This window comes from Kribbella solani (genome assembly GCF_014205295.1).
GTDB classification, from domain to species: Bacteria; Actinomycetota; Actinomycetes; order Propionibacteriales; family Kribbellaceae; genus Kribbella; species Kribbella solani.
On the sequence record NZ_JACHNF010000001.1, the window covers coordinates 161,676 to 185,714 of the forward strand.

The 24,039-nt window shown below is 68.2% G+C and carries 22 protein-coding genes and 1 pseudogene; 5 read left to right on the plus strand and 18 right to left on the minus strand.

Annotation, left to right across the window (positions count from 1 at the left end):
- Window positions 1-57: 57 nt before the first annotated feature.
- The 3 genes from HDA44_RS00745 to HDA44_RS00755 form a co-directional block, all read right to left on the minus strand.
- Complete coding sequence (locus tag HDA44_RS00745) at window positions 58-696, minus strand: GntR family transcriptional regulator (RefSeq protein ID WP_184830468.1); 639 nt, start codon at window positions 694-696, stop codon at window positions 58-60.
- Between the two features lie 124 nt (window positions 697-820).
- The gene (locus tag HDA44_RS00750) at window positions 821-1,471 is read right to left on the minus strand and encodes a response regulator (RefSeq protein WP_184830469.1); all 651 of its coding nucleotides are present in this window, start codon (window positions 1,469-1,471) and stop codon (window positions 821-823) included.
- Window positions 1,462-2,631 carry a histidine kinase gene (locus HDA44_RS00755; protein WP_184830470.1) on the minus strand — a complete coding sequence of 390 codons (1,170 nt, stop codon included), beginning with the start codon at window positions 2,629-2,631 and terminating at the stop codon, window positions 1,462-1,464. The genes HDA44_RS00750 and HDA44_RS00755 overlap by 10 nt, the downstream gene beginning before the upstream one ends.
- 317 nt (window positions 2,632-2,948) lie before the next feature.
- Between HDA44_RS00755 and HDA44_RS00760 the strand changes: the two genes are divergently transcribed.
- The 3 genes from HDA44_RS00760 to HDA44_RS00770 all read left to right on the plus strand — a co-directional run bounded on the left by HDA44_RS00760 (window position 2,949) and on the right by HDA44_RS00770 (window position 5,072).
- Complete coding sequence (locus HDA44_RS00760) at window positions 2,949-3,284, plus strand: TraR/DksA family transcriptional regulator (RefSeq protein ID WP_184830471.1); 336 nt, start codon at window positions 2,949-2,951, stop codon at window positions 3,282-3,284.
- 372 nt (window positions 3,285-3,656) lie between these two features.
- Window positions 3,657-3,836: a TraR/DksA family transcriptional regulator gene (locus HDA44_RS00765; RefSeq protein ID WP_184830472.1), complete on the plus strand. Its 180-nt coding sequence runs from the start codon at window positions 3,657-3,659 to the stop codon at window positions 3,834-3,836.
- Between the two features lie 249 nt (window positions 3,837-4,085).
- Window positions 4,086-5,072 (plus strand): rod shape-determining protein, encoded by a 987-nt coding sequence (locus tag HDA44_RS00770; RefSeq protein WP_184830473.1) that lies wholly within the window; start codon window positions 4,086-4,088, stop codon window positions 5,070-5,072.
- 135 nt (window positions 5,073-5,207) lie between these two features.
- Here the strand turns inward: HDA44_RS00770 and HDA44_RS00775 are convergent, their stop codons facing one another.
- The gene (locus HDA44_RS00775) at window positions 5,208-5,696 is read right to left on the minus strand and encodes a pyridoxamine 5'-phosphate oxidase family protein (protein WP_184830474.1); all 489 of its coding nucleotides are present in this window, start codon (window positions 5,694-5,696) and stop codon (window positions 5,208-5,210) included.
- Window positions 5,697-5,782: 86 nt separating this feature from the next.
- On the opposite strand from HDA44_RS00775, the gene HDA44_RS00780 reads away from it, so the two are divergent.
- Window positions 5,783-7,660 (plus strand): hypothetical protein, encoded by a 1,878-nt coding sequence (locus HDA44_RS00780; protein ID WP_238352323.1) that lies wholly within the window; start codon window positions 5,783-5,785, stop codon window positions 7,658-7,660.
- 112 nt (window positions 7,661-7,772) lie between these two features.
- On the opposite strand, the gene HDA44_RS00785 is transcribed toward HDA44_RS00780, so the two are convergent.
- The 10 genes and pseudogenes from HDA44_RS00785 to HDA44_RS00830 form a co-directional block, all read right to left on the minus strand.
- Window positions 7,773-8,480, minus strand: a complete 708-nt coding sequence (locus tag HDA44_RS00785; RefSeq protein ID WP_184830475.1) for an isocitrate lyase/PEP mutase family protein — start codon at window positions 8,478-8,480, stop codon at window positions 7,773-7,775.
- A gap of 9 nt (window positions 8,481-8,489) precedes the next feature.
- Window positions 8,490-8,957: a carboxymuconolactone decarboxylase family protein gene (locus HDA44_RS00790; protein WP_184830476.1), complete on the minus strand. Its 468-nt coding sequence runs from the start codon at window positions 8,955-8,957 to the stop codon at window positions 8,490-8,492.
- A 339-nt stretch (window positions 8,958-9,296) separates the two neighbouring features.
- Window positions 9,297-10,676 (minus strand): MocR-like pyridoxine biosynthesis transcription factor PdxR, encoded by a 1,380-nt coding sequence (gene pdxR / locus HDA44_RS00795; RefSeq protein ID WP_184830477.1) that lies wholly within the window; start codon window positions 10,674-10,676, stop codon window positions 9,297-9,299.
- 61 nt (window positions 10,677-10,737) lie between these two features.
- Window positions 10,738-11,679: an FAD-dependent oxidoreductase gene (locus HDA44_RS00800; protein ID WP_184830478.1), complete on the minus strand. Its 942-nt coding sequence runs from the start codon at window positions 11,677-11,679 to the stop codon at window positions 10,738-10,740.
- 215 nt (window positions 11,680-11,894) lie between these two features.
- Window positions 11,895-12,340 (minus strand): annotated as a pseudogene (locus tag HDA44_RS37835) (M55 family metallopeptidase).
- A complete protein-coding gene (locus tag HDA44_RS00810) occupies window positions 12,341-13,825 on the minus strand; it encodes an enolase C-terminal domain-like protein (RefSeq protein WP_238352324.1) in 1,485 nt (494 codons plus the stop codon).
- Complete coding sequence (kdgD, locus tag HDA44_RS00815; protein WP_184830479.1) at window positions 13,822-14,736, minus strand: 5-dehydro-4-deoxyglucarate dehydratase; 915 nt, start codon at window positions 14,734-14,736, stop codon at window positions 13,822-13,824. The genes HDA44_RS00810 and kdgD overlap by 4 nt, the downstream gene beginning before the upstream one ends.
- A gap of 52 nt (window positions 14,737-14,788) precedes the next feature.
- Window positions 14,789-15,667 (minus strand): LysR family transcriptional regulator, encoded by an 879-nt coding sequence (locus HDA44_RS00820; protein WP_184830480.1) that lies wholly within the window; start codon window positions 15,665-15,667, stop codon window positions 14,789-14,791.
- Window positions 15,668-15,782: 115 nt separating this feature from the next.
- Entirely contained in the window at window positions 15,783-16,457 is a 675-nt protein-coding gene (locus HDA44_RS00825) for a FadR/GntR family transcriptional regulator (protein ID WP_184830481.1), read from the minus strand.
- Window positions 16,454-17,569, minus strand: a complete 1,116-nt coding sequence (locus HDA44_RS00830) for an L-talarate/galactarate dehydratase (RefSeq protein WP_184830482.1) — start codon at window positions 17,567-17,569, stop codon at window positions 16,454-16,456. Before HDA44_RS00830 ends, HDA44_RS00825 begins: the two co-directional genes overlap by 4 nt.
- Window positions 17,570-17,716: 147 nt before the next feature.
- Here HDA44_RS00830 and glsA point away from each other — a divergent pair, with 147 nt between their 5' ends.
- The gene (glsA, locus tag HDA44_RS00835) at window positions 17,717-19,186 is read left to right on the plus strand and encodes a glutaminase A (protein ID WP_184830483.1); all 1,470 of its coding nucleotides are present in this window, start codon (window positions 17,717-17,719) and stop codon (window positions 19,184-19,186) included.
- A gap of 45 nt (window positions 19,187-19,231) precedes the next feature.
- On the opposite strand, the gene HDA44_RS00840 is transcribed toward glsA, so the two are convergent.
- The 4 genes from HDA44_RS00840 to HDA44_RS00855 all read right to left on the minus strand — a co-directional run bounded on the left by HDA44_RS00840 (window position 19,232) and on the right by HDA44_RS00855 (window position 24,021).
- The gene (locus HDA44_RS00840; protein ID WP_184830367.1) at window positions 19,232-20,455 is read right to left on the minus strand and encodes an IS30 family transposase; all 1,224 of its coding nucleotides are present in this window, start codon (window positions 20,453-20,455) and stop codon (window positions 19,232-19,234) included.
- Between the two features lie 96 nt (window positions 20,456-20,551).
- Window positions 20,552-21,787, minus strand: a complete 1,236-nt coding sequence (locus HDA44_RS00845; protein ID WP_184830484.1) for an IS30 family transposase — start codon at window positions 21,785-21,787, stop codon at window positions 20,552-20,554.
- Between the two features lie 98 nt (window positions 21,788-21,885).
- The gene (gene glmS / locus HDA44_RS00850) at window positions 21,886-23,706 is read right to left on the minus strand and encodes a glutamine--fructose-6-phosphate transaminase (isomerizing) (protein WP_184830485.1); all 1,821 of its coding nucleotides are present in this window, start codon (window positions 23,704-23,706) and stop codon (window positions 21,886-21,888) included.
- 30 nt (window positions 23,707-23,736) lie between these two features.
- Complete coding sequence (locus HDA44_RS00855) at window positions 23,737-24,021, minus strand: hypothetical protein (protein ID WP_425553346.1); 285 nt, start codon at window positions 24,019-24,021, stop codon at window positions 23,737-23,739.
- Window positions 24,022-24,039: the final 18 nt, after the last annotated feature.

The following is a 24,039-nucleotide window of genomic DNA, read 5'->3' on the forward strand; positions in this document are numbered from 1 at the left end:
CCCCACCCTCAACCGTCGGCTCCGCCGACGGTTGAGGTGATGTGTCGAGTGGGGCTGTCAGGGCATCCCGCGGCTGTCGCGGAACAGTGACTGGGACTGCGCGAGATGTTCACTGGCCATACGTTCGGCCAGATCAGCATCCCGGTTTGCGATCGCCGCGTAGAGCTCCATATGCTGCTCCGCGACCGCCTTCAGATCGTCGTGCTGAGTGAGCAACCACCGCATCCTGCTCCGCAGCGGCCGTTCGATCTCGATCAGCAGCTCGTTCGACGCAAGCTCGGTGACGATCTCGTGAAAGTCCGCCGCCTTCCGCCGCGCCACCACCGCATCCCCGGTCCGCGCCGCCGCCAGCTGGCCATCGAGCGTACGCCGCAACCGATCAAGCCCCTCCCGCGTACGCCGCTCAGCAGCCAACCGAAAGGTCAACGGCTCGAACGCCGCACGCACTTCGGTAAGATCGGCAATGTCGGAGTCGGTAAAGGTCCGGACCACGGCCCACGACCGCGGCCGCAGCGTGATCAGCCCTTCGGCAACGAGTACCTTGAGGGCTTCCCGGACCGGCACCCGGCTGACCTCCAGCCCCGCCGCGAGCTCCCGCTCGACCAACCGCTCCCCGGGCCGCCGCACCCCGTCGAGAATCTCGTCCCGCAACCGCCGCGCCACCCGCTCGGCCTCAGACTCCCGCACGTCACTCATCCACGCTCCAGGTTTGGTATACCAACCATCCCAAGCATGCCGCACCACCCCCAGCACCCCAAACCCGTTGTCCACAGGCCCAACCAACCTGTTCTGCCTTCGGGCGCTGAGCGGTTCTGGCGGGTCAGGGTTCCAGCAGGCCGGCCCGGATGGCGTACCGGGTGAGATCGAGACGATCCCGGAGCCCGAGTTTCTGAAGAATGTTGGATCGGTGCCGCTCGACTGTTTTGATGCTGATGGTGAGCAGCCCGGCGATCTCCTTCGAAGAGTTGCCCTCAGCAACCAGCTTGAGGATCTCCTCCTCGCGCACGGTGAGAATCTGCTGCGGCAGGTCGGCGCCCTGCCGGACGCGCTCAAGGTAGCTGCGGACGAGCCGCTTCATCGCGCCCGGGTACAGGAACGGTTCGCCCCGCATCGTCGCCCGGCACGCTTCGACCAGGTCGCGGTCGAGCACCGACTTCAGTACGTACCCGGAAGCCCCTGCCTTCAACGCCTGGAAGAAGTACTGCTCGTTGTCGTACATGGTCAGCATCAGCACCCGTACGTCCGGCTTCACGACCGACAGCTCGCGCGCCGCCTGCAATCCGGTCATCCGCGGCATCGCGATGTCGAGAATCGCCAGATCCACCTCCTGGCTCCGGCACAACGCGACCGCCTCACTACCGTCATCCGCCTCCGCGACCACCTCGAGATCCGGCTCACCATCAAGAATCAGCCGCACCCCACGCCGTACCAACGCATGATCATCCGCCAGCAAAATCCGAGTCACCCGCATCCCGGCCCCCCGTCCCCATCCACCCGATCGGCCGAACCATCCGGCCCAACGGCAGCCGCAGGCCCCGCCAGCCCGCCTGCACCCGCGGGACCGGCCGGCCCGACGGAAGCTGCGGGACCCGCCGGGCCGCCTGCACCCGCGGGGCTGCCTGCACCCGCGGGGCTGCCTGGACCCGCGGGACCGCCTGGACCTGCTGGCTTCGGTGGGGGAGCGAGTTTCTGGACCGGGACCGTCAGGCTTACCTCGGTGCCGCCCGCCGGCCGGGGTTCGATGTCGAGCGCCGCGCGAATCAGCAGGGCCCGCTCACGCATGCCGCGGATCCCGGCACCTTCATGCGCCAGCCCGATCCCGCGTCCATCGTCCGCGATCCGCAAAACGACAGCCCCGGCGTACGCCGCCAGCGACAACTCGATCCGCCGCGCCCCGGCGTGCCGCGCAACATTCGTCAGGCTCTCCTGCGCGACGCGGTAAAGCACCAGCTCGGTCTGCCCATCCAGCTCCGGCAATCCGGCGTCGAACCGCCGATCGATCACCAGCCCGGTGTGATCCGACACCTCGGTCGCCAGCGCCGTCAGCGCACTGATCAGGCCAAGATCCTCCAGTACGCCGGGCCGCAGCCGATGCGCGAGCCGCCGTACCTCATCCAAGCTCGCCCGCGTCGTCTCCTGCGCCTGCGCCAACTCACCGCGCAACGCAGGATCAGGCGAACGATCGGCCGCCCGCTTCAGATCCATCAGTACCGCGGTCAGGCTCTGCCCCACCTCGTCATGCAACTCCCGCGCGATCCGCCGCCGCTCGGACTCCTGCGCGGACAACGCCCGCGCCGCGCTCGTCGCGCGCTCGCGTTCCAGCCGGTCGAGCATGTCGTTGAAGGCATGCAGCAGATCCGGTATACCACCGTGCCCGCTGACCGGAAGCCGTTGCCCGGGACGCAGTACGTCGACGGTCGACATCCGCCGGTTCAGCCGGGCCAGCGGCGCGAGACCGACCCGCAGGAGAGCGGCGTTGGCGACCAGCATGACCACCAGGCCGCCGATCAGTACGGACGCCTCGGTGAACAGCACCGGCACCGACACGGTGACCGGCGCCCACAGCAGCAACGCGGTCGCCCCGCCGAGTACAAGCGCGTTCAGGCCGAAGATCCGCCAGAACAACGACACCAGCATTCCTTTCCTCAGCCCTTCAGTCCTACCAAACGCCACCATCGTGGCCGTTACCTTCGCCACCAACGTGGACGTGCTCCGTGGACGTGTTCCTTCGCCACCATCGTGCGCCCATCGTCTCCGGTATACCTCAGCGGCCAGCCTGACCCTGCCGTCCACCGCTGTCGATCGGGCCTGACACCCATCCGCCGGGCTAGGCGTACGCCGCGTACCTCACCCGCCGCGGTACAGCCCGCGCCAGACGTGCCGGAGGTATACCAAGATGGGGGTCAGTCCCGATAGGAAACCGCTGACCCAGCGGCCATGGTGTGGTCATGAACACCCAAGAGACCTCGACGTTCGGCTCCGGCGGTCAGCCCGGTGCGCACCGCGTCCACGAGACTCTGCAACGTCTGCAGCACGAGCGCAACACCCGGCTGGCCCAGCTGAACGCGATGGAGGCCGACAAGCCGAACGCCAACGAGGACCTGGTCACGGCGCAAACCACCGCGATTCGCCTGGTACTGAAGGAGATCGACGCCGCCGTCGAACGCGTCGAGGACGGCAAGTACGGCATCTGCCAAGGCTGCGAGGCACGCATCCCGGTCGGACGCCTGGAGATCCTGCCGTACGTGCGCTACTGCGTGCGCTGCCAGCAGCAGGCGCTCTAGGCGCCGCCGCGCCAAGTGAGGAGCAGCGTGAAAAGCCAGACCAGGAAGTCGCGCAACGGTGGTATACCACGAGACGAACTAGCCGGCCTCAGAGCAAGCCTGCTGGAACAACGCACCTTCCGCCGCGAACAACTAGCCCAAATCCACCAACGCCCCAAACCAAACCCCACCACCCCCCACGCCTCTCAACCCTCCCCACCAACCACGAATCGGCCCTCCCCGCCGGCCACCACATCCGCTGCTTCCGACGACCGTGCAACACCGAACGCCGCGGCCTTCGGTACCCACAACCAATCGGTGCCAGGAGCTTCGGTCACCGGTATACCAACCGTCACACCCGCTGCGGGTCGGGCTGAGGTCGAGGATTGCCTGGTGATCGCGGCCCGTGACGTACTGGCCGACGTCGAGGCAGCTCTGGACCGCATGGAAACCGGGCACTACGGCCAGTGCCGTGAATGCCGAGGCGGCATCGCATTGTCGCGGCTGCGGATCTGCCCGGAAACGCTGTACTGCGGCGACTGCCACCGAGCCCGCGAAACGGCCACCCAATGAAGCCGGCGAGGCACACCTCCAGCCCCGACACATCACAACCCCCGACCCCACAGCCCACCACCGGCCGCTCATGGTGGCGCACCCGGCCACCAACCACCCACCCAAAACAACCAAGCACCCCACCACCCAACCCTCACCCGAACAGTTCGAGCAGTTCGTCGACTGACGTTCGCTCGGCGCGTTCGAGTGCCTGGTCTGTCCATGGTTGGGCGGAGGCGTGGTGCATCGGGCCGGTGGGTGGCGGGTTGGATGGAGTTGGGCATCGTGGCGGCTGACATGTGGGTGGAGTGGTGGCGTGGTTCGGCGGGTGGTGAGCGGGCTGGGTGGTGGCGTGTGCTGCCGATGGGAGACCGGATGGTGACCGGGATCGCGATTGACCTCGGCAGTGCGCGTACGCGGATCTGGACCACCGAGCACGGCCTGGTCGCGGACGTGCCGACTCATGCACCGGGCACGTCCGGCCGGCGCGGTTTGGTATACCGGGGCGAGATCGTCAACGCCGCCGCAACCGCCAGCTTCCTCGCTACTCTGCTTGGCCGCGAGACCCCCACCTCAGCCACGTCCTCGGTGCGGATGGCCACACGCATCAACCAGCCCGACGTCGGCAACCTGGTTGAGGACGGTGGTCCGCGCAGGTCCGTCGGAGCGGCCAGGAAGGCTTCGTTGCCTGCACAGAGCGATCCGAACAGAACGAGCGAGCTGACTGTGGGGCGGCGGCTTACGGTGGTTGCTGTTGTACCGGTGTTGGGTGGGGAGCGGCAGCGGCTGGAGCTGCGGACGGTGCTGGATGTGTTGGGGCCGGCGGCTGTGGTAACGCTGGATGGGGCTAAGGCGGTTGCGTTCGGGGCGCGGGTTGGGGTTGCCGAGCCGTTGCTGGTGGTTGATGTCGGTGCTCAGCTGATCGAGGTTGCGTTGCTTACCGACGGCGCGGTGGTGGAGGCGCGGCGTACGCCGTTGGGGGTGGATGATCTGTCCGCGGCGGAGGTTGTGGAGGAGGTCGCGGACGCGGTACTCGGTCTGCTGCAGGGTGATTGCTGCGGTCAGGTGGTTGACGCGCTGGATCGTGGGGTTCTGCTCGCTGGTGGCGGGGCGTTGCGGCCGGAGATCACGTACAAACTTTCGCGTCGGATCGGCGCCACCGTACGTCCCGCTCCGGCACCGCACACCGCCGCCGTCCGCGGCGCCGCCACCGCCCTGCAAGCCACCCACCGCCACCCCGGCACCCGCAACGCCTGAACCCACGCCACTGCACGAACCACACCCCCTGTACCTGAAACCACCCCTTTGTACTTGAAGCCTGCGCTTGTATCTGGGCCCCACGGCGGTGCGTGATTGCAGCGTGCGGCTGAGGTGGGGGATCGGTTGGGGTGGTTAGGAGGCGGACTTGGATTTGATCAGGTCTTCTACGGATTGGGGGATGGTGGTTTCGAAGTCGAGGAGTTTGGTCCAGGTGGGGGTGATGGTGATCAGGGTCATCTCGTCGTAGAGGGCGCGGACGCCGGCTTCCCAGGCGGGGTACTGGGCGTCGGTCATGACCTTGTGGCCGGAGTGGAGGTAGCCGTCGGGGATGCCGGGGTGGAGGGCGAGTTCGGCGGTGCCGCGGATCAGCAGGACCTTGGGTGGGAAGACGCCGGTGTCGATGGTGAGCGCGACCTTCGGGTTCTTGCGGAGGGCGGCGACCTTGGCGGACTTGGGCAGGGTGGCCATCAGGATCTGTTCGCCTTCGGTCCAGAAGCCGATCGGGATCACCCGCGGGTCGCCGTCGAGGCCGTCGTAGGCGAGGCGGGCGGGTTCGGGGCCGTTCAGGAGCTGCTGGGCGTACGGCTTGGCGAGGATCTCGGCGATCTGCTGCTTGTCCATTTTGGTATCCCATCTGGTTCGAGGTGGTTGCTCATCAGGGGGACGGAGCGACGGCGCGGTTCTCGACATCGATAGGTTGGCGAATCGTGGAAAGTTTTGAATTCGGTCCAGGCTCGGTCCAGGTCGCCGATGACGGCGCGGTCGCGCAGGTACTGCACCCGGACGGCCGGCGGGTACTGCTGGACGAGGGCGTGGTGCACGACAGCCTGCACGCGTGGGGCAAGGGTTTCGTCATCACCGATCACGGTGCGTATCGGTTCGACACTCCGGCGTTCACGCGCTGGCGGAGCAGCGGGATCGACCTGATGTACCGGTTCGGCGACCTGGAATTGCGCGTGGGCCGCCGCTTCGGTGAGCGGTGGACGGAGACGTACGAGCTGCGCAACACCGCCGATGCGCCGGTGGAGATCGGTTCGATCGCGATCAGTACGCCATACCGCGACGTGTACGCGTCTAGTCGTGAGAGCCTCACCGGATCAGTACATGCGCATGTCTGGACGGGCGGCGCGGACGCCTGGGTCTGGGCGGTGCCGATGGACGGCAGCGGTCCGGGTCTGGGCCTGCAGCTCACGGAGGGTGAGCTCTGGGCGTATTCGATCGAGTCCCGCGAGCCGGGCACCAGCAGCAACATCCGCGGACACATCTACCTGCATGTCACCGACCAGGCCCGCGCCCCGCACGCGATGGGCGGGCAGCCGGCGATCACTCTCGAACCGGGCGGCACGTACCGCTGGACCTGGCAGCTCGCCTGGTATACCAAACTGCCTGACTTCCACGCCGATCGCCAACCGTTGATTGAGGCAACAAAACTGGCGACCGAGGTCGGCGAAACGCTTCGGCTCACCGGTGTCACCCCGCGCGAACTCAGCAGTGACCAACCCGGCATCCAGCATGTCGAAGCCACCGACGGTACGCGGACCGCCCGCGTCGCCGTCCTGTTCCACGAGCCGCTGCGCGTGATCTCGGAACGCCGCGCGCGATTCATCCTTGATCATCAGCGGCGGCCCGAGCTGGACGGGAGCCGGAAGTACGCCTTCGTGCCGTACGACAACGACAGCGGTTTGACTGTACTTTCCAGCGCGTGGCGCGACTGGTCGGACGCCCGCGAGCGGATCGGGATGGCGATCCTCCTGCAGGAGGTACGTGATCGTGGTTGGGGCGACCGTGCCGAACTGGACGATGCGTTGGCGGGGTACGAGGAGTTCGTCCGTGATCATCTGCTCGACGACGCGGGCACGATCCAGGACGACAGCATCCATCAGAACGCCGTACGTCTCTACAACTTCCCGTGGTTCGCGCGGTTCCTGCTCGGGCAGGGTGATCGGAGTGGCGCGACCCGCATTCTCGATCGGTACTACGAGCTCGGCGGTGATCACTTCCTGGCGTTCGATCTCGGTCCGCTGCTGAGTGAGCTTGGTCTGCACAATCATCTCGTGCGGCATGCCAAAACATTCATCGGGTACGGGGACGAGTTGCCGCCGCATGAAGTGAATTACGAGCAATCTATGGTGGCGCCGTTGCTGGAGCTGCTGGTTTCGGCATACCAAATCGCGCCGGATGAGATCGACGGCGCCGAGCTAAGCCGGCGGTTGCCGTGGTTGACCGCGTTCGCGGCGGACCAGCCCGACGTACGCCTTCGGCATGTCGCGCTTCGGCACTGGGACGGGTACTGGTTCGGCCGGTTGCGGTTGTGGGGTGATGTTTTCCCGCACTACTGGTCCGCGTTGAGTGCGGTGGTGTACGCCGCCTGGCCGCGTGAGCTGGTCGCACCGGAGTTGGCGGACTGGCTTGATGCGGCCGAGGACGCGATCCTGCGGGCGAACCTGGTCAGCTTCGCGGCGGACGGTTCGGCGACGTGCGCTTTCGTCTACCCGAGTTGCGTGAACGGGCAGCCGGCACACGTCGCCGACCCGCTGGCGAACGACCAGGACTGGGCCCTCGTCTACGCCCTCCGCCGCCTCTGAAGCACCCGCCCACGCGTCACTCACGCTCACGCGTCACTCACGCCCACGCGTCACTCACGCTCACGCGTTTGCTCACGCGTTGCTCAGGTTTTCGCTCGTGTGGAGGGTGCAGTTAGGTCAGGGTTGGTAGTAGGTCGCGCAGGTGGTTCATCAGGTGGTCGTGGACGCTTGTTCCGTACGAGATGCGGGTCGCGCCGGCTGCCGCGAGTTCGGCCGGGGATGGGCCGCCGACTTTGGCGTGCCCGTTGATGGGTCCGCCAACGGCCTCGGCCACCTGCTTGATTTGGTATACCGGAGCAAGTATCGGGTACACGCAGTCGGCACCGGCCCGCCGGTACTCGCGGCCGCGGGTGATTGCCGCCGCGACCGGGTCCTCGACCCGCCGGACGAACGTGTCCACCCGGGCGTTGATCACCAGCTCGGCGCCCGCCGCGGCGCGTACCTCGGCGAGGTAGTCGGCCTGCTTCGCGACGTCGACGAGTTCACCGCCGACCGAGTCCTCCAGGTTGCAGCCGACCGCGCCGGTCGCCAGCAACCGCTCGACAAACTCCTTCGGCGCCAGCCCGTACCCGGCCTCCAAGTCGGCCGTCACTGGTATACCAACCGCGCGGACGATTTGCGCGACGGCGGCGAACATCTGGTCCGGTGGAGTCAGTTGCCCGTCGTCGTACCCGAGCACCCGGGCGACCGCTCCGCTGCTGGTGGCGACAGCGGGGAAGCCGGCCTCGGCGATCAGGCGCGCGCTGACCGGATCCCAGGCGTTCGGGAGGACCAGAGGAGTACCGCCGTGGTGCAGTGCCCTGAAGAGTTCCGCGGTCATCGGCCTGCCTCAGCTCGGGTTGTAGTGGCCGGGCTCCATCTTTCCGGTCACTCCGACGCGGGTCCACATGTTGATGGTGATGATCAGCGCGATCAGCCGGGCCAGGTCCTTCTCGTCGAACGCCTGCGCGGCCACCTCGTACACGTCGTCCGGCACGTGGTCGACGCTCACCAGCGTGATCGCCTCGGTCAGCTCAAGCGCGGCCTTCTCCTGCTCGGTGTAGAACTTCTTCGCCTCCCGCCAGACCGGCAGCAGACTGATCCGCTGCTGCTGCTCCGCGCCGAACTGCAGCAGGTCGAGGGAGTGCATGTCGGTGCAGTACGCGCAGCCGTTGATCTGCGATGCGCGGATCCGGACCAGGTGCGCCAGCTTCGGGTCGAGGCCGGTGCCGGAGACCCGGTCGAGCTCGATCATCGCCTGGTAGAAGTCCGGTGCAAGGTTGGCGAGCTTCACTCGCCGCGTTGTCGATGTGCTCATGTCTTCAACCTAGGCCGCAACCGGCCCAGGCACGTGGTCCACTTCCAAGAAGATTCCAGGGGCCAATTCCACGGCGAAAACCCCTCACGCATCTTTGCGGATGCCGAGTCAGCGACAGCCTGGGCGAACGCGCATCCGCAGGTCCCGGGGGAGGTGCTCGACCCGGCGGCGGCCGAGGCGCTCGGCGTACGGCTGTTCGGCGCCCTGCTCAAGCCAACCGGGTGATGCCGCTCGGGTGCCTCGGGATTCGAAACCAGTCGTGCCATGCGAACCCAGTCGTGCCACATGTCCGGGTCGCGCAGCGCGTCGGCGTAGTTGTACCGGCTCCGCCCTTCGGCGTTAGGCGTCCAGGACCTGGCAGAGGAGGTCGAGGGCGCCGGGGTAGGCGTGGTCGGGTGGGGTGCCGTAGCCGACGATCACGGCTTGGCGGGTGGCTGGGGTGGGCGCGAAGTGGTAGGTGGTGAGAGTGGCGAGGCCGAGGCCTTGGCGGGCGGCCCGGGTGGTGATGTCTTCGGCGTCGCCGGGGACGTCGAGGAGGACGTGCAGGCCGGCGGAGATGCCGGCGACGTCGACATTGGGCGCGCGGACGGCGAGTAGTTCGACCAGGCGGTCGCGGCGGCGACGGTAGTGCAGCCGGGATCGGCGTACGTGCCGGTCATAGTGGCCGGAGGCAATGAATTCGGCGAGAACCAGTTGCTCGATCGTCGCGGTTTGGAAGTCCGCGGTACGTTTCGCCGCGACCACCGGCTCGATCAGCCGTTGCGGGAGCACCATCCAGGCCAGCCGCAACCCCGGCGCGAGGCTCTTGCTCGCCGTACCCGTGTACACGACCCGCTCCGGATCGAGCGCCTGCAACGCGCCGACGGCCTGCCGGTCGTACCGGAACTCCCCGTCGTAGTCGTCCTCGATCAGCACCGCCCCGGACTCACGCGCCCACTCCACCGCGGCGGTCCGCCGCTCCGGCGCCAGTGGTACACCCGTCGGCATCTGGTGCGCCGGCGTCAGCAGTACGCCCTGCCCGGCCAGGTGATCTGTCCGCGCTCCCAGCTCATCCACCGGCACGGCAACCGCATCCAGTCCGCGTGCCCGGATCACGTCGCGGTGCAGCCCGTACCCGAATTCCTCGACCGCCATCGTCGTCCCGCCGAGGGTTTTGATCACTTCGCTCAGCAAACTCAGCGCCTGCACGTACCCGGAACAGATCAGAATCCGCTCCGGATCAGCGCGTACGCCGCGCGCTCGCGCCAGGTAGTCGGCCAGCATCCGCCGCAGCTCGATCCGGCCGCGCGGATCGCCCAGCCCGAACGCCTCGTTCGGCGCCGCGGTCAGCGCCTTCCGCGTTGCTGCCAGCCACTCGGTTCGCGGGAAGGTGGCCAGATCCGGGGCACCGGGCGTCAGGTCATACCGGAAACTGCGGGCCTCCGGCAACGAAACCGCCGGCGCGGGCGGCACGGCGGCGCGATTCGCGACCACCGTCCCGGAGCCCTGCCGCGCGGTCAGCCAGCCTTCCGCGACCAGTTGCCCGTACGCGTCGGCGACCGTGTTCCGCGCGATTCCGAGGTCCTTCGCGAGCGACCGCGACGACGGCAACCGCGTACCGGCGGTGAGCCGACCGCTACGGATCGACGCGTGCAACGCCTGCACGAGATCGCCCCGCCCGCGCGTCGCGGAGAGCTCCAGGTGCAGGTCCGCGCCCGCCGAAGTCGGTCGATCCTCCATGGAACTGGACCTTATGCCCTTTCGACCCGAAGCGACGGTCGGTGAGCGGTTTCGCCGAACGTTACGGGGTGTCCGCCGCGACCGTGCCGACCAGCTGGAAGACCTCGTCGGCGCAGCCCCAGGAGAGCGTCACGCCGGAGCCGCCGTGGCCGTAGCAGTGGATGATGGGGTGGCCGGTTCGGGTGCGGACCAGTTCGCAGCGGATCGTGGGACGCGCGGGGCGGAGGCCGACGCGTTGGCGGATGATCTTGGCCTTCCGCAGTTGCGGTACGAGCTCCGCCGCGCGGGTGAGGATCTGGCGGCTGGTTTCGGGGTCGACGGCCAGGTTCCAATCGCCGGGCTGACTGGTGCCGCCGACGATCACATCGTGCTCGCGCGGCACCACGTACGTCAGCTCGTCCGGTGAACGGTCCGCGAGCAACCATTCGCTCAGGCCGCACGGTTCGACGCTCATCACCTGGCCGCGTACCGGTGTGACCGTCGGGTCGCCCGCGGTCAGACGGGCGCCCAGGCCGGTGCAGTTCACCACCAGGTCGGCGCCGGTCGGCAGCGCGGACAGGGCCGCGCGGGTGAGCGTACCGCCGGCCTGTTCGAGGCGTTTCACCAACGCCGGCAGGTACATCGGCATGTCGATCACCGGCGAGGTGAACGACCAGCCGTCCACGAAGCCGGCCGGCGGTGACCCGACGCGGGTGAGGTCGGGGAGTACGTCCGCCCAGCGCGGGTCCGGCGTACGCTCCGTCAGGAACTCGCGCCCGTGCCGCAGCCGCACCGACGGCTCGTGCTCGGCCAGTTTCGCGAACTCCTCGTACGTCGACCGCGACCAGGCGGCGACGCGATCCTCGGGCGCGGACAGGTACGGATACCAGACCGCTGCCGCTACCGAGGACGTCGTCTCCAGGGGCAGATCGCGGGCGAGCACCGCGACGTCGTACCCGCCTTCGGCGAGCCGGATGGCGCAGCTCAGCCCGATCACGCCTGCACCCACCACGATCACGCGCATTCACACAGTGTTACCCACCACCCCCGATCACGCCAGCAGAGGGGGTGGCGCGGGCCGGCAAACGGGGTGGCGCGTGGATGTCATTCGGTCACGCCGCGGCTGAGTAGCACCAGGGCGATGAAGGTTTGGTATACCACCAGCGGGTCATCATTGCGCAAGGCAACGACCTTCTCCTCCCGGCGTTCGACGCCGCGCAGCCGGCAGGCCAGTTCGGCCTACGCCCCGTTGCGGAACCGGACCGTCAGTTCGGCCGGGAGGGCGATACTCGGCGGCCGGATGCCGGTCAGCCGGACCTCCGCGATCGCGCGCGGGTTGTACGTGTGGTGCAGCACCGACGACGTCGAGCCGGCCGAACCGTGGTACGACACGAAGAACACCGCGTCGTACGAGGCGTCGAGGCCCTGCATCATGTACATCGGCTTGTGCTTGCCGGACAGGTAACTCGCGCGGCCGTGCAGTTCGTCCGGGCGCAGGTTCTGCATCGTCGAGTGCGAGTCGTTGACCAGGAACTCGGTCCCGCCAGCGCGCCGTCGATCGCCGCGTTCACCTCGGCCTGCAGCTGGCCGCGGTAGTACTCGTACTCGACGCTCGGCCCGCGACACTGACTCCAGTCGACGACGCCCGCCGTACCTTCCATGTCGGTGGACAAGAAGACCTTCATTCACCGCACCATACAAGGCCGCTTCGGGTCGAACTCCCAGTCCTCGATCAGGTACCGCATCGCGATCGCGTCGTTCCGCGCGCCGAGCCCGTGCTCCAGATAGAGCTCGTGCGCCGCGGCCAGCGCGTCCCGGTCCAGCTCGACGCCGAGCCCGGGCCGATCCGGTACGGCGATCGCGCCGTCAGTGATCCGGAGTGGATTCCTGGTCAGCGCCTGCCCGTCCTGCCAGATCCAGTGCGTGTCGAGCGCCGTGATCTCGCCGGGCGCGGCCGCGCCGACGTGCGTGAACATCGCCAGCGAGATGTCGAAGTGGTTGTTCGAGTGCGAACCCCAGGTCAGCCCGAAGTCGTGACACAACTGGGCGACCCGGACCGAACCGGCCATCGTCCAGAAGTGCGGATCGGCGAGCGGGATGTCGACCGCGTTCGACCGGATCGCGTGCGCCAGCTCGCGCCAGTCGGTCGCGATCATGTTCGTCGCCGTCCGCAGGCCGGTATACCGTTTGAACTCGGCCATCGTCTCGCGGCCGGAGAACCCGGGCTCGGCACCACACGGATCCTCGACGTACGCGAGTACGTCGTCCAGGCCCGAGCAGACCGCGACGGCTTCGCGGACCAGCCAGGCGCCGTTCGGATCGACGGTGATCCGCGCCGACGGGAACCGCTCGTGCAACGCCCGGACCGTGTCGATCTCGACGTGCGGATCGAAGACGCCGCCCTTGAGCTTGAAATCCGTGAACCCGTACCGGTCCTGCGCCGCCTCGGCCAGCGCGACAACCGCCTCGGCCGTCAGCGCCGGTTTCCGCCTGAGCCGCGTCCATCGGTCGTCGTCGCGCGACGACCTGGCGTCGCCGGCATCCAGCACGTACGGCAGGTCGGTGCGTGCCGGATCGCCCACATAGAAGAGATAACCGAGGACGGGAACCGCGGCACGTTGTTGCCCTTCGCCCAGCAACTCGGCGACTGGTATACCAAAATGCCGGCCGAGCAGATCGAGCATCGCCGACTCGAGCCCGGTGACGGCATGCACCGTCGTCCGTAGGTCGAACGTCTGCAGACCACGCCCACCGGCGTCCCGACCGGCGAACCTGGTGGCGATGGATCGGAGCAGACTTCGGTACCGGCTGAGTGGTTGACCGACGAGGAACGGCGCGGCGTCACGGATGGTGGCCGCGATCTTCTCGCCGCCGGGCACCTCGCCGAGACCGGTGTTCCCCGCGCTGTCGGTCATGATCACGACGTTCCGCGTGAAGAACGGACCATGCGCGCCGCTCAGATTGAGCAGCATGCTGTCGTACCCGGCAACCGGCACGACCTCCACAGCCTCGACGGTCGGAACAGCCCCTGCAGTCCCGGCAGTCCCGGCGACTCCGGCAGCTCCGGCGACCCCGGCGACCCCGGCAGCCCCGGCGGCTCCGACGGCCCCGGCGCGGGCGGTGGACGCGGCGGCCCCGGTGCGGGCGGCGGGTCCGGTGGGCGGGGTCATTGGAGCTTTCCGATCAGGGTGGCCAGTTCGGTTCGTTCGTCGGGAGTGAGGTCCTGCAGTGGTGGCCGGACCGGTCCGGCGTCGGGTCCGATCGCGGTCACCCCCGCCTTCACGATCGAAACGGCATACCCTTTCACCCGGTCGCGAAGGTCCAGGTACGGCAGCACGAACTCGTTCAACTTTTGGTATACCACCGCCCGGTCCTGCGCCAGCACGTCCGCGTAGAAGCCGAGCGCGAACTCCGGCACGAAATTGAAGATCGCCGACGAGTACGTGCTGTACCCGAGCTGCAGCAGCGGGAGCGCGAACGTCTCCGCGGTCGGCAGCCCGCCGATGTACGTGAGCCGGTCGCCGACCCGGGCGTACGTCCGGGTCATCATCTCGATGTTGCCGACGCCGTCCTTGAGGCAGACCAGGTTCGGGTTCCGGTCGGCCACCTCGGCGACCGTGACGTCGGTCAGGATCGCGTTCGCGCGGCTGTACACGGTCACGCCGAGGCTCGTGCTTCGGCATACCGCCGAGATGTGCTCGGCCAGCCCACGTTGCCCGGCCTCGGTCAGATACGGCGGCAGCAGCAGGACTCCGTCCGCGCCGGCGGCCTCGGCCGCTTGCGCACCGGCGATCGCCGACGCGGTCCCGCCGGTGGCCGGCGCGATCACCGGGACCCGCCCGTTCACCTCGCCGACGGCCGCGCGGACCACGGCGCCGATCTCGTCCGGGGTGAGCGAGAACCCCTCGCCGGTACCGCCCGCGGCGAACAGCCCGGCCACGTCGTACTGGCTGAGCCAGGACAAGTGCTCGCGGTACCCGGCCTCGTTGAAGCTGAGATCCGGGTGAAAATGCGTGACGGGGAACGAAAGCAGCCCGGTCTTGAGGTGCGCGGCCAGCTCGGTGGGGGAGTAGTTGGTCACGCTGGTCAGCGTAAGAACGCCGATGGATACCTGTCCAAGATCGTTTTTGGATCTAGTGATGCTCTGGGAGCATCGTGAGCACCCGCTGCAGGACCGGACTGGTCGAGTCCCGGCGCCAGATCGCGTGCAGCTCGACCGGTTCGCCGGCGCCGTCCAGTTCGCAGTACGTGACGCCGTCGACGCCGAAGCCGCGCGCCGACGCCGGCACCAGGGCGACGCCGCGCCCGGCCGCGACGAGCAGGATCACCGTCAGGATCTGCTGCACCCGCTGCTCGATCCGTGGATGCGCGTCGGCCAGGAACCGGACGGTCAGCTCGTGGAAGTACCGGGCCTGGGTCGGTGCGTAGCTGATCACCGGTTCGTCCGCGAAGTCGGCGGCTCGCAGTGGCCGGTCCAGGGTGCCGAGCCGATGGTTGCCGGCGACAACGGCACACAGCGGCTCTTGGTATACCACCCGGGAGTCGAGGGCGGCGGTGTCGAACGGCGGGCGGCCGAGGCCGAGATCCAGCTCGCCACGCAGCAGTCCGTCGATCTGCGCCGGGGTGACCCGCTCGTGCAGGATCACGTCGACGTCGGGCAACTCGACGGCCAGCCGCTGGAGCAACGGCCCGAGGGTACGGATCGCCGACGTCGCGGTGAAGCCGAGTCGCAGGGTTCCCGCGGCGCCCTGGTCCACTCGGCGGGCGAGGTCGCCGGCGGTCTCGACCAGCGCGAGCAGCCGGCGCGCTTCGGTGAGGAACGCCCGCCCGGCCTCGGTCAGCTCGACCTTGCGGTTGTCGCGGTCCAGCAGCCGCGCGCCGACGGCCCGCTCCAGCTTCTGCACCTGGCGGCTCAGTGGTGGTTGGGTCATGTTCAGCCGTTCCGCGGCGCGGCCGAAGTGCAGTTCCTCGGCGACCGCGACGAACGCGCTCAACTGATCGAGCGAAAACATGATTCCCGAAAGGTATCACTCGATGCCCAATCAGGACCGAACGGGCATCATCGCTCCTCCCAGCGCCTGCCTGTCCAGCGCGTCACGCCCGGCAACTGCCCCAGCGATTGAGGGGTCAGTTGCTGGTGAGGCGGTGGCGGGTGTTCGAGAGGTGGACGCGGGTTGCGGATCGGGCGGTCTCGGGGTCGGAGCGGGCGATGGCGGCGTGGATGTTCTCGTGTTCGTGGACGACGCGGGTGAGGTGGTCCGGATCGTCCATTTGGTATACCGGGTTCAGCCGGGTCCGGGGCAGCATGATCATCATCGGGCCCAGGTCGGTGATCAGGTCAGTGTAGAAACGGTTGCCTGAGGCAACGGCGACTTTGAGGTGGAAGGTGAAGTCGGCTGCCACCGAACGCGCCGGGTCGGCGCCGACGCGGCGGAAGTCGTCGAGTGCCCGTTCGATCCCCTTCAGCTGGTGGGCGGTCCGGCGGCTCGCGGCCAGGGCGGCCGCTTCGCTTTCCACGCCGATCCGGAAGTCCATCAGCTCCAGTACGTCCCGATGCGAGCGCACTTCGCGCAGTCCGGGCGTACGCTCCGGGAGTTCGAGGACGTACGAGCCACGGCCCTGGAATGTCTCGACCAGGCCGGCGGCCTGCAATTGGGATACCGCTTCGCGGACGACGGTCCGGCTGACCCCGAACTCCTCGACCAGGCTGAACTCCGTCGGCAGCTTCGCGCCAGGCTCGATCGCGCCGCTGAGGATTCGTTGCTTCAGCTCCTCGACAATTTGGTATGCCAAACCGCTCATCGGAACTCGCAGCGGTCGACGGTCCAGCGCGCGCACTGCTCACTGGTGGTGAAGCCGAGGCCAGGCCGGTCGGGTACGAGCATCCGGCCGTCGACTGTTTCCAGGCGCTCGTTGAACAACGGGTTCAGCCATTCGAAGTGTTCGACCCACGGCTCGCGCGGGTACGCGGCGGCGAGGTGCAGGTGGATCTCCATCGCGAAGTGCGGTGCCAACTGCAGACCGTTGTGGTCGGCAAGCGTCGCCAGTTTCAGGAACGGGGTGATGCCGCCGATCCGCGGCGCGTCCGGCTGGATGATGTCCGCCGCCCGTGCATCGATCAGCCGCACGTGTTCGCCGACACTGGACAGCATTTCGCCGGTCGCGATCGGGGTGTCGAGGGCCGCTGCCAATTGAGCGTGGCCCTCCGCGTCGTACGCGTCCAGTGGCTCCTCGATCCAGACCAGGTCGAACTGTTCGAGCACGCGCCCGAAGCGCAGTGCCGTCGGACGGTCCCATTGCTGGTTCGCGTCGACCATGAGCGGTACGTCGGGCCCGAGGTGTTCGCGGACGGCCTGTACGCGCGCCAGGTCGATGCTCGTGTCCGGCTGGCCGACCTTGATCTTGATCCCGCCGATCCCGGCCGCGAGCGACTTCGACGCGCGTTCCTTGACCTCCTCGATCGGCGCGTGCAGAAACCCGCCGGAGGTGTTGTACGCGCGGACCGAATCGCGGTGCGCGCCGAGAAGCTTGGCGAGCGGGAGCTCGGCGCGCTTGGCCTTCAGATCCCACAACGCGATGTCGATCGCTGCGATCGCCTGGGTCGCGACACCCGAACGGCCGACGGACGCCCCGGCCCAGAGGAGCTTGTCGTAGATCTTCGCGATGTCGGACGGATCCTCGCCGATCAGGTTCGCGGCCACTTCCTTGGCATGCGCGTACTGGGCTGGTCCGCCGGCGCGTTTGGAGTAGCTGAACCCGATTCCGTGCTGGTCGTCCGCGGTGTCCACCGAGGCGAACAGGAAGACGATCTCGGTCATCGGCCGCTGCCGGCCGGTCAGCACCTTGGCGTCGCTGATCGGCTGATCAAGCGGCAGAACAACTGACGAAAGCCGCACGCGGCGGATGCGATCCATGCGAAGTGATCGTACAAGTAGACATGTTGTCCGACAATAGAGCGAACATGCTGACGAAGCAGTTGACGCCGACGTAACAGGGGGGTACCTGCTCGGTAACACCAGTTTGGCAGACTGCGGCCGCCAGATCTGGGGAAAGGGAAATCGTTGACGGAATTGGCGGAGTTGGCCGAGACGCGGTTGCGGTTGTTTGCGGAGTTGGACAAGGACGGTGATGGGCGGGTTTGGCTCTGGGACTTGCTCGCCCGGCTTGGGCAGGCGGGGATTCTGCCGGAAGATCCGCGGGTACTCGCCGCGCTCGAGGGGGTTCGGGACTCGTCCGGGCGGCCCGCGATGGCGCCCGGAGCGCGGCCGGTGCAGATCGACGTGCACGCGTTCGCGGGCATCGCGCAGTACGGCGACCGGATCGTGGAGCGGGCGCTGAGTGGTGAGCTGGCGGTACCCGCGGACGAGTTCCGGGAGTTCGCGCGCGGGGTCGAGGCGGCGTACGACGAGCTGCTGGCGAATGCGGACGGGCACGTCGCGGACTACATTCCGACGTTGCGGGACGCCGATCCGGACAAGTTCGGGATCGCGATCTGTACGGCTGACGGGCAGCTGTTCTCGATCGGGGACGCGAAGGCCGGGTTCAGCGTGCAGTCGACGTCGAAGCCGTTCAACTACGCGATGGCGCTCGAGGAGTTCGGGGCCGAGGAGGTGCATCGGTGGGTCGGGCAGGAGCAGAGCGGCGGTACGTTCAACGATCCGCGGCTTTCACTGGATCATGACGGGAAACCGCAGAACCCGATGATCAACGCCGGCGCGATGGCGACGCTCGCGCTGGTCGAGCCGGGGTTGTCCGAGGACGGCCGGCAAGTGGCGATCGATCACACCTGGACGCGGATGATGGGCGCGGAGCCGGGACACGACCACGCGACCTTTCTGGCCGAGCGGGACACCGGGCACGGGAACCGCGGGCTGGCCGGGCTGATGGCGGCCAAGGGGATGCTGCGGGTCGATCCGCGGGATCGTGACGCGCCGCAGAAGGCGGCCGAGTTCTACTTCGGGGTCTGCTCGATGCAGGTCGATGCGGAGCGGCTCGCTGCCGCGGGCGCGACGTTGGCGAGCGGGGGCATCGCGCCGTACTCGGGAGAGCGGGTGTTCGGGCAGGAGACGGTCGGGCGGGTGCTTTCGGTGATGGGGCACAGCGGCATGTACAACGACTCCGGGCGGTTCTCCGAACAGGTCGGGCTGCCCGCGAAGAGCGGCGTGTCCGGGAACGTGATGATGGTGGTGCCGTCGAAGCAGCTTGCGGTGGTGGTGTTCTCGCCGCGGCTGGACGAGGCGGGGAACTCGGTGCGCGGTGTGGAGGTGTGCCGGCGGCTGGTGAACGAGTTCGGCCTGCATCCGTACAAGGGCCTGGGCGCCGACCGGGGTCGCGTGGCCGGCGCGGTGAGCCGGCCCGCGGTGGGTCTGGGCCCGGCGGACCGTAAGGCGGAGACCGCGGGCGCGATGCAGCACGCCCTCGACGGCGTGAGCGGCCCCGTGGCCAGCGGTCCCGCCACCAGCACCACGGCAACCCAAAGCACCACCCCGTCCACCGAACGCACCACCTCACGTCCGGGCCACCAGCTCTAACCAGCCGGGGTTCTCCATCCGTGTTGGGGGGCGGGGTCCAGTGGTCTAAGCAACGAGTAGTTCGGCCAGTGCTTGGGCTGGGGTTTTGAGGTTGAGTGTAGGGCGGGGTCGTTGGTTGAGGGTGGTGGCGATCTGGTCGAGGCTGGCGGCGGTGTGGGTGGACAGGTCTGTGCCTTTGGTGAGCCAGAACCGCAGGAGCCGGTTGGTGTTCTCGTTGGTGCCGCGTTGCCAGGGGGAGTGGGGGTCGCAGAAGTAGACAGGCATGTTCAGATCGAGCTGGATGCGCCGGTAGGCGGCTAGTTCGCGTCCGCGGTCCCAGGTCAGGGAGCGGCGCAGGTGGTCGGGCAGGGTGCGCATCTGGGTGATCATGGTCTCGGCCACGGTGTCGGCGTCGTGCTGGCCGGGCAGGTGCAGCAAGATGGTGAACCGGGTGGTGCGCTCGACGAGTGTGCCGACCGCGGAGCGGTTGCCGGTGCCGATGATCAGGTCGCCTTCCCAATGTCCGGGCACGGCACGGTCGGTGGCCTCGGCGGGGCGTTGACTGATCGTGAACGCTTCCCGGTACGGGTTTCGGGCCTGGCGATGGTCGCCGCCGCGGGGTTTGCGGGCCGTGCGGCGCAGGCTCAACTGCCGGTGCAGGTCTTGTCGCAGCTGGCCGCGGGTCTGCACATACAGCGCTTGGTAGATGGTTTCGTGCGACACACGAGCCATCCTCTCCTGCGCGCTGTCGCCGGGGTGATCACGGCGCAGTACTGCCGCGATCAGGCCCGGGGACCAGCCGGTGTCCATCCAGCCGGTGATCCGGGCGCACAGCCCCGGATCGGCGGCCAGCTTGAACTCCTTGGGCCGGCGCCGCCGCTCATGAGCGGCACGGTGAGCCACCGGCGCCCAATAGGACCCGTCCCGGCCGCGATTGCGGGCCACCTCACGCCAGATCACCGACTTGTCCCGCCCGATCGCCTCACCGATCCCGGCATACGACAACCCCTGCCGTAACAGCACAGCGATCACCGCCCGGTCCTCACTGGTCAACGGCCGCCGAGCTCGCGTCCCCGCGACCCCACCCGGGACTGCTGCTGGCACGCTGCCCGGCAACCCACCAGCTCTGTTCTGCCGCAACGATGGCTCCACAAGCCCCGATGTTCGCCACCACAACGAACCCGTATCCCACGACACGCCGACCGCCGACGCCGCTGACTGCACCGACCACCCACCACCCACCAGCGCGAAAAACTCATCCCGCACTCCGTACGGATACCTCATCGGCATACACAACACCTTCCATCAGGCGTTGCTTCGACCACTGGACCCCGCCGGGGTTCTCCACCGGTACACGGGTGGAGAACCCCGGCGGGGTCCAGTGGTCTAAGCAACGAGTAGTTCGGCCAGTGCTTGGGCTGGGGTTTTGAGGTTGAGTGTAGGGCGGGGTCGTTGGTTGAGGGTGGTGGCGATCTGGTCGAGGCTGGCGGCGGTGTGGGTGGACAGGTCTGTGCCTTTGGTGAGCCAGAACCGCAGGAGCCGGTTGGTGTTCTCGTTGGTGCCGCGTTGCCAGGGGGAGTGGGGGTCGCAGAAGTAGACAGGCATGTTCAGATCGAGCTGGATGCGCCGGTAGGCGGCTAGTTCGCGTCCGCGGTCCCAGGTCAGGGAGCGGCGCAGGTGGTCGGGCAGGGTGCGCATCTGGGTGATCATGGTCTCGGCCACGGTGTCGGCGTCGTGCTGGCCGGGCAGGTGCAGCAAGATGGTGAACCGGGTGGTGCGCTCGACGAGCGTGCCGACCGCGGAGCGGTTGCCGGTGCCGATGATCAGGTCGCCTTCCCAATGTCCGGGCACGGCACGGTCGGTGGCCTCGGCGGGGCGTTGACTGATCGTGAACGCTTCCCGGTACGGGTTTCGGGCCTGGCGATGGTCGCCGCCGCGGGGTTTGCGGGCCGTGCGGCGCAGGCTCAACTGCCGGTGCAGGTCTTGTCGCAGCTGGCCGCGGGTCTGCACATACAGCGCTTGGTAGATGGTTTCGTGCGACACACGAGCCATCCTCTCCTGCGCGCTGTCGCCGGGGTGATCACGGCGCAGTACTGCCGCGATCAGGCCCGGGGACCAGCCGGTGTCCATCCAGCCGGTGATCCGGGCGCACAGCCCCGGATCGGCGGCCAGCTTGAACTCCTTGGGCCGGCGCCGCCGCTCATGAGCGGCACGGTGAGCCACCGGCGCCCAATAGGACCCGTCCCGGCCGCGATTGCGGGCCACCTCACGCCAGATCACCGACTTGTCCCGCCCGATCGCCTCACCGATCCCGGCATACGACAACCCCTGCCGTAACAGCACAGCGATCACCGCCCGGTCCTCACTGGTCAACGGCCGCCGAGCTCGCGTCCCCGCGACCCCACCCGCGACCCCACCCGGGACTGCTGCCGGCACGCTGCCCGGCAACCCACCAGCTCTGTTCTGCCGCAACGATGGCTCCACAAGCCCCGATGTTCGCCACCACAACGAACCCGTATCCCACGACACGCCGACCGCCGACGCCGCTGACTGCACCGACCACCCACCACCCACCAGCGCGAAAAACTCATCCCGCACTCCGTACGGATACCTCATCGGCATACACAACACCCTCCATCAGGCGTTGCTTCGACCGGTGGACTCCGCCCCCCAACAGGAGTGGATATCCACTCCTGTTCGAAGGCGGGGGCGACAGGGCTCTACTCGACGGTTACCGACTTGGCCAGGTTGCGGGGCTTGTCGACGTCGTGGCCGAGAGCGACGGCCGCGTAGTACGCGATGATCTGCAGCGGGATGGTCAGCAGGATCGGGTCCAGTTCGGCTTCGTTCTTCGGGACCACGATCTTGGCCGCGACGCCGTCCGGGACGTCCACGCCCCGGTGCGTGACCACGTACAGCGGCCCGGACCGCGCGCCGATCTCGTGCAGCGCGCCGATGTTGCGGTCCAGCAGTTCGTCGTCCGGCACGATCGCCACGCTCGGTACGTCCGGCGAGATCAGCGCCAGCGGACCGTGCTTCAGCTCGGACGTCTGGTACGCCTCCGCGTGCCGGTACGAGATCTCCTTCAGCTTCTGCGCGCCCTCCCGCGCCACCGGGTAACCGCGGGTACGGCCAACGAAGAAGAGCGACTCGTGCTGGGCGAGCCGGCCGGCGATCTTGGCCAGTTCCTCTTCCTGGGCGACGATCGCGGCGATGTCCTCGGGCAGCTTCTTCAGGCCGTCGATCAGCCGCCGGCCGTCGGCGGGGGAGACGTCCCGGATCCGGCCGAGGTGGATGCCGAGCATCGCGAACCCGACCGCCATGTTGGTCAGCGCCTTGGTGGACGCGACCGAAACCTCCGGTCCGGCGTGCAGGTACACGCCGCCGTCGACCTCGCGGGCGATGCTGGAGCCGACCGCGTTCACCAGGCCGATCACCCGGCCGCCCTTGCGCTTCAGCTCCTGTACCGCGACCAGCGTGTCGAGGGTTTCGCCGGACTGCGACACCGCCACGTACAGCGTGTCCCGCTCGACCACCGGGTTGCGGTACCGGAACTCCGACGCCGGCTCGGCGTCGGCGGGAATCCGGGCCACTTCCTCGATGAACTGCGCGCCCATCTGGCCCGCGTAGTACGCCGAGCCGCAGCCGAGGATCTTGACCCGCTTGATCTCCCGCGCCTCACGGGCGTCCATGTTCAGGCCGCCGAGGTGCACGGTGTGGAAGCGTTCGTCCAGCCGGCCGCGGATGGCCCGGCCGACGGCGTCCGGCTGCTCGTGGATCTCCTTCATCATGAAGTGCTCGTGCAGGCCGCGCTCGTACTCGTCGGCCTCCCACTCGACCGTCTTCGCGGTCTTGGTGGTCGGCGACGCGTCCTGGGTGAAGGTGCGATACCCGTCGGCGCGTACGGTGGCCAGCTCGCCGTCGTCCAGGTACACGACCTGACGGGTGTACCGGATCAGCGCGGCCGCGTCCGACGCGACGTGCATCTCGCCGTCACCGATGCCGAGGATCAGCGGGCTGCCGTTGCGGGCGACGACGATCCGGTCCGGGAACTCCAGATCGATCACCGCGATCCCGTACGTGCCGTCGATCCGGCGCAGGCTGGCCAGCACCTTCTCCTCGAGGGTGTCGCCGGCGGCCTGCTCGATCAGGTGCGCGAGCACCTCGGTGTCGGTGTCCGAGCGGAGCTTCACGCCGGACTCCTCGAGCTGCGAACGCAGCGCGCCGGCGTTGTCGAAGATGCCGTTGTGGACGACCGCGATCCGCTCGTTGCCGCTCATGTGCGGGTGCGCGTTGTCCTTGCTCGGACCGCCGTGGGTGGCCCAGCGGGTGTGGCCGATGCCGAGCTTGCCGCCGAACCGCTTCGGCAGCGAGGCTTCCAGCTCACGGACCCGGCCGGCGTCCTTGTGCACCTTGAGCTCGCTGGCGCCGAGAACCGCGACGCCCGCCGAGTCGTAGCCCCGGTACTCGAGGCGGGCCAGTCCGTCCACCAGGATGGGCGCGGCCGGCTTGGGGCCGACGTACCCGACGATTCCGCACATGTAATGGTGCCTTTCGGAAGGTTGTGGAGGTCAGCCGTAGACGATCCGTCGTAGCTGCCGGGCGGAGAGTTCGGGCGAGCGGACCGGCCAGTGCCGGAGCTCGGTGCCGAGCCGGGCGAAGATCTCGTCGTTGCGGGCGCCGTAGGTCTGCAGCTCACGGTGCCGGCGCCGGACGTACTCCTCGGTCGTCTCGGTGAAATAGGCAAGGACGTCGGCGACCACGCGTCGCGACACGTCCGCCGACAGGCCGGTCGTCCGGCTGACCTGCTCGGCCAGTTCGTCCACCGGCTCGACGGCCGCTGCCTCACTGATCACCCGTCAACTCTGCAGGTT

Coding starts and splice junctions, on each gene's coding strand:
- HDA44_RS00745 (WP_184830468.1), bottom strand. CDS start 696: ATGAGTGACGTGCGGGAGTCTGAGGCCGAGCGGGTGGCGCGGCGGTTG.
- HDA44_RS00750 (WP_184830469.1), bottom strand. CDS start 1,471: ATGCGGGTGACTCGGATTTTGCTGGCGGATGATCATGCGTTGGTACGG.
- HDA44_RS00760 (WP_184830471.1), top strand. CDS start 2,949: ATGAACACCCAAGAGACCTCGACGTTCGGCTCCGGCGGTCAGCCCGGT.
- HDA44_RS00770 (WP_184830473.1), top strand. CDS start 4,086: ATGGAGTTGGGCATCGTGGCGGCTGACATGTGGGTGGAGTGGTGGCGT.
- HDA44_RS00775 (WP_184830474.1), bottom strand. CDS start 5,696: ATGGACAAGCAGCAGATCGCCGAGATCCTCGCCAAGCCGTACGCCCAG.
- HDA44_RS00785 (WP_184830475.1), bottom strand. CDS start 8,480: ATGACCGCGGAACTCTTCAGGGCACTGCACCACGGCGGTACTCCTCTG.
- HDA44_RS00790 (WP_184830476.1), bottom strand. CDS start 8,957: ATGAGCACATCGACAACGCGGCGAGTGAAGCTCGCCAACCTTGCACCG.
- pdxR (WP_184830477.1), bottom strand. CDS start 10,676: ATGGAGGATCGACCGACTTCGGCGGGCGCGGACCTGCACCTGGAGCTC.
- HDA44_RS00800 (WP_184830478.1), bottom strand. CDS start 11,679: ATGCGCGTGATCGTGGTGGGTGCAGGCGTGATCGGGCTGAGCTGCGCC.
- HDA44_RS00810 (WP_238352324.1), bottom strand. CDS start 13,825: ATGACCCCGCCCACCGGACCCGCCGCCCGCACCGGGGCCGCCGCGTCC.
- HDA44_RS00820 (WP_184830480.1), bottom strand. CDS start 15,667: ATGTTTTCGCTCGATCAGTTGAGCGCGTTCGTCGCGGTCGCCGAGGAA.
- HDA44_RS00825 (WP_184830481.1), bottom strand. CDS start 16,457: ATGAGCGGTTTGGCATACCAAATTGTCGAGGAGCTGAAGCAACGAATC.
- HDA44_RS00830 (WP_184830482.1), bottom strand. CDS start 17,569: ATGGATCGCATCCGCCGCGTGCGGCTTTCGTCAGTTGTTCTGCCGCTT.
- HDA44_RS00840 (WP_184830367.1), bottom strand. CDS start 20,455: ATGCCGATGAGGTATCCGTACGGAGTGCGGGATGAGTTTTTCGCGCTG.
- HDA44_RS00845 (WP_184830484.1), bottom strand. CDS start 21,787: ATGCCGATGAGGTATCCGTACGGAGTGCGGGATGAGTTTTTCGCGCTG.
- glmS (WP_184830485.1), bottom strand. CDS start 23,706: ATGTGCGGAATCGTCGGGTACGTCGGCCCCAAGCCGGCCGCGCCCATC.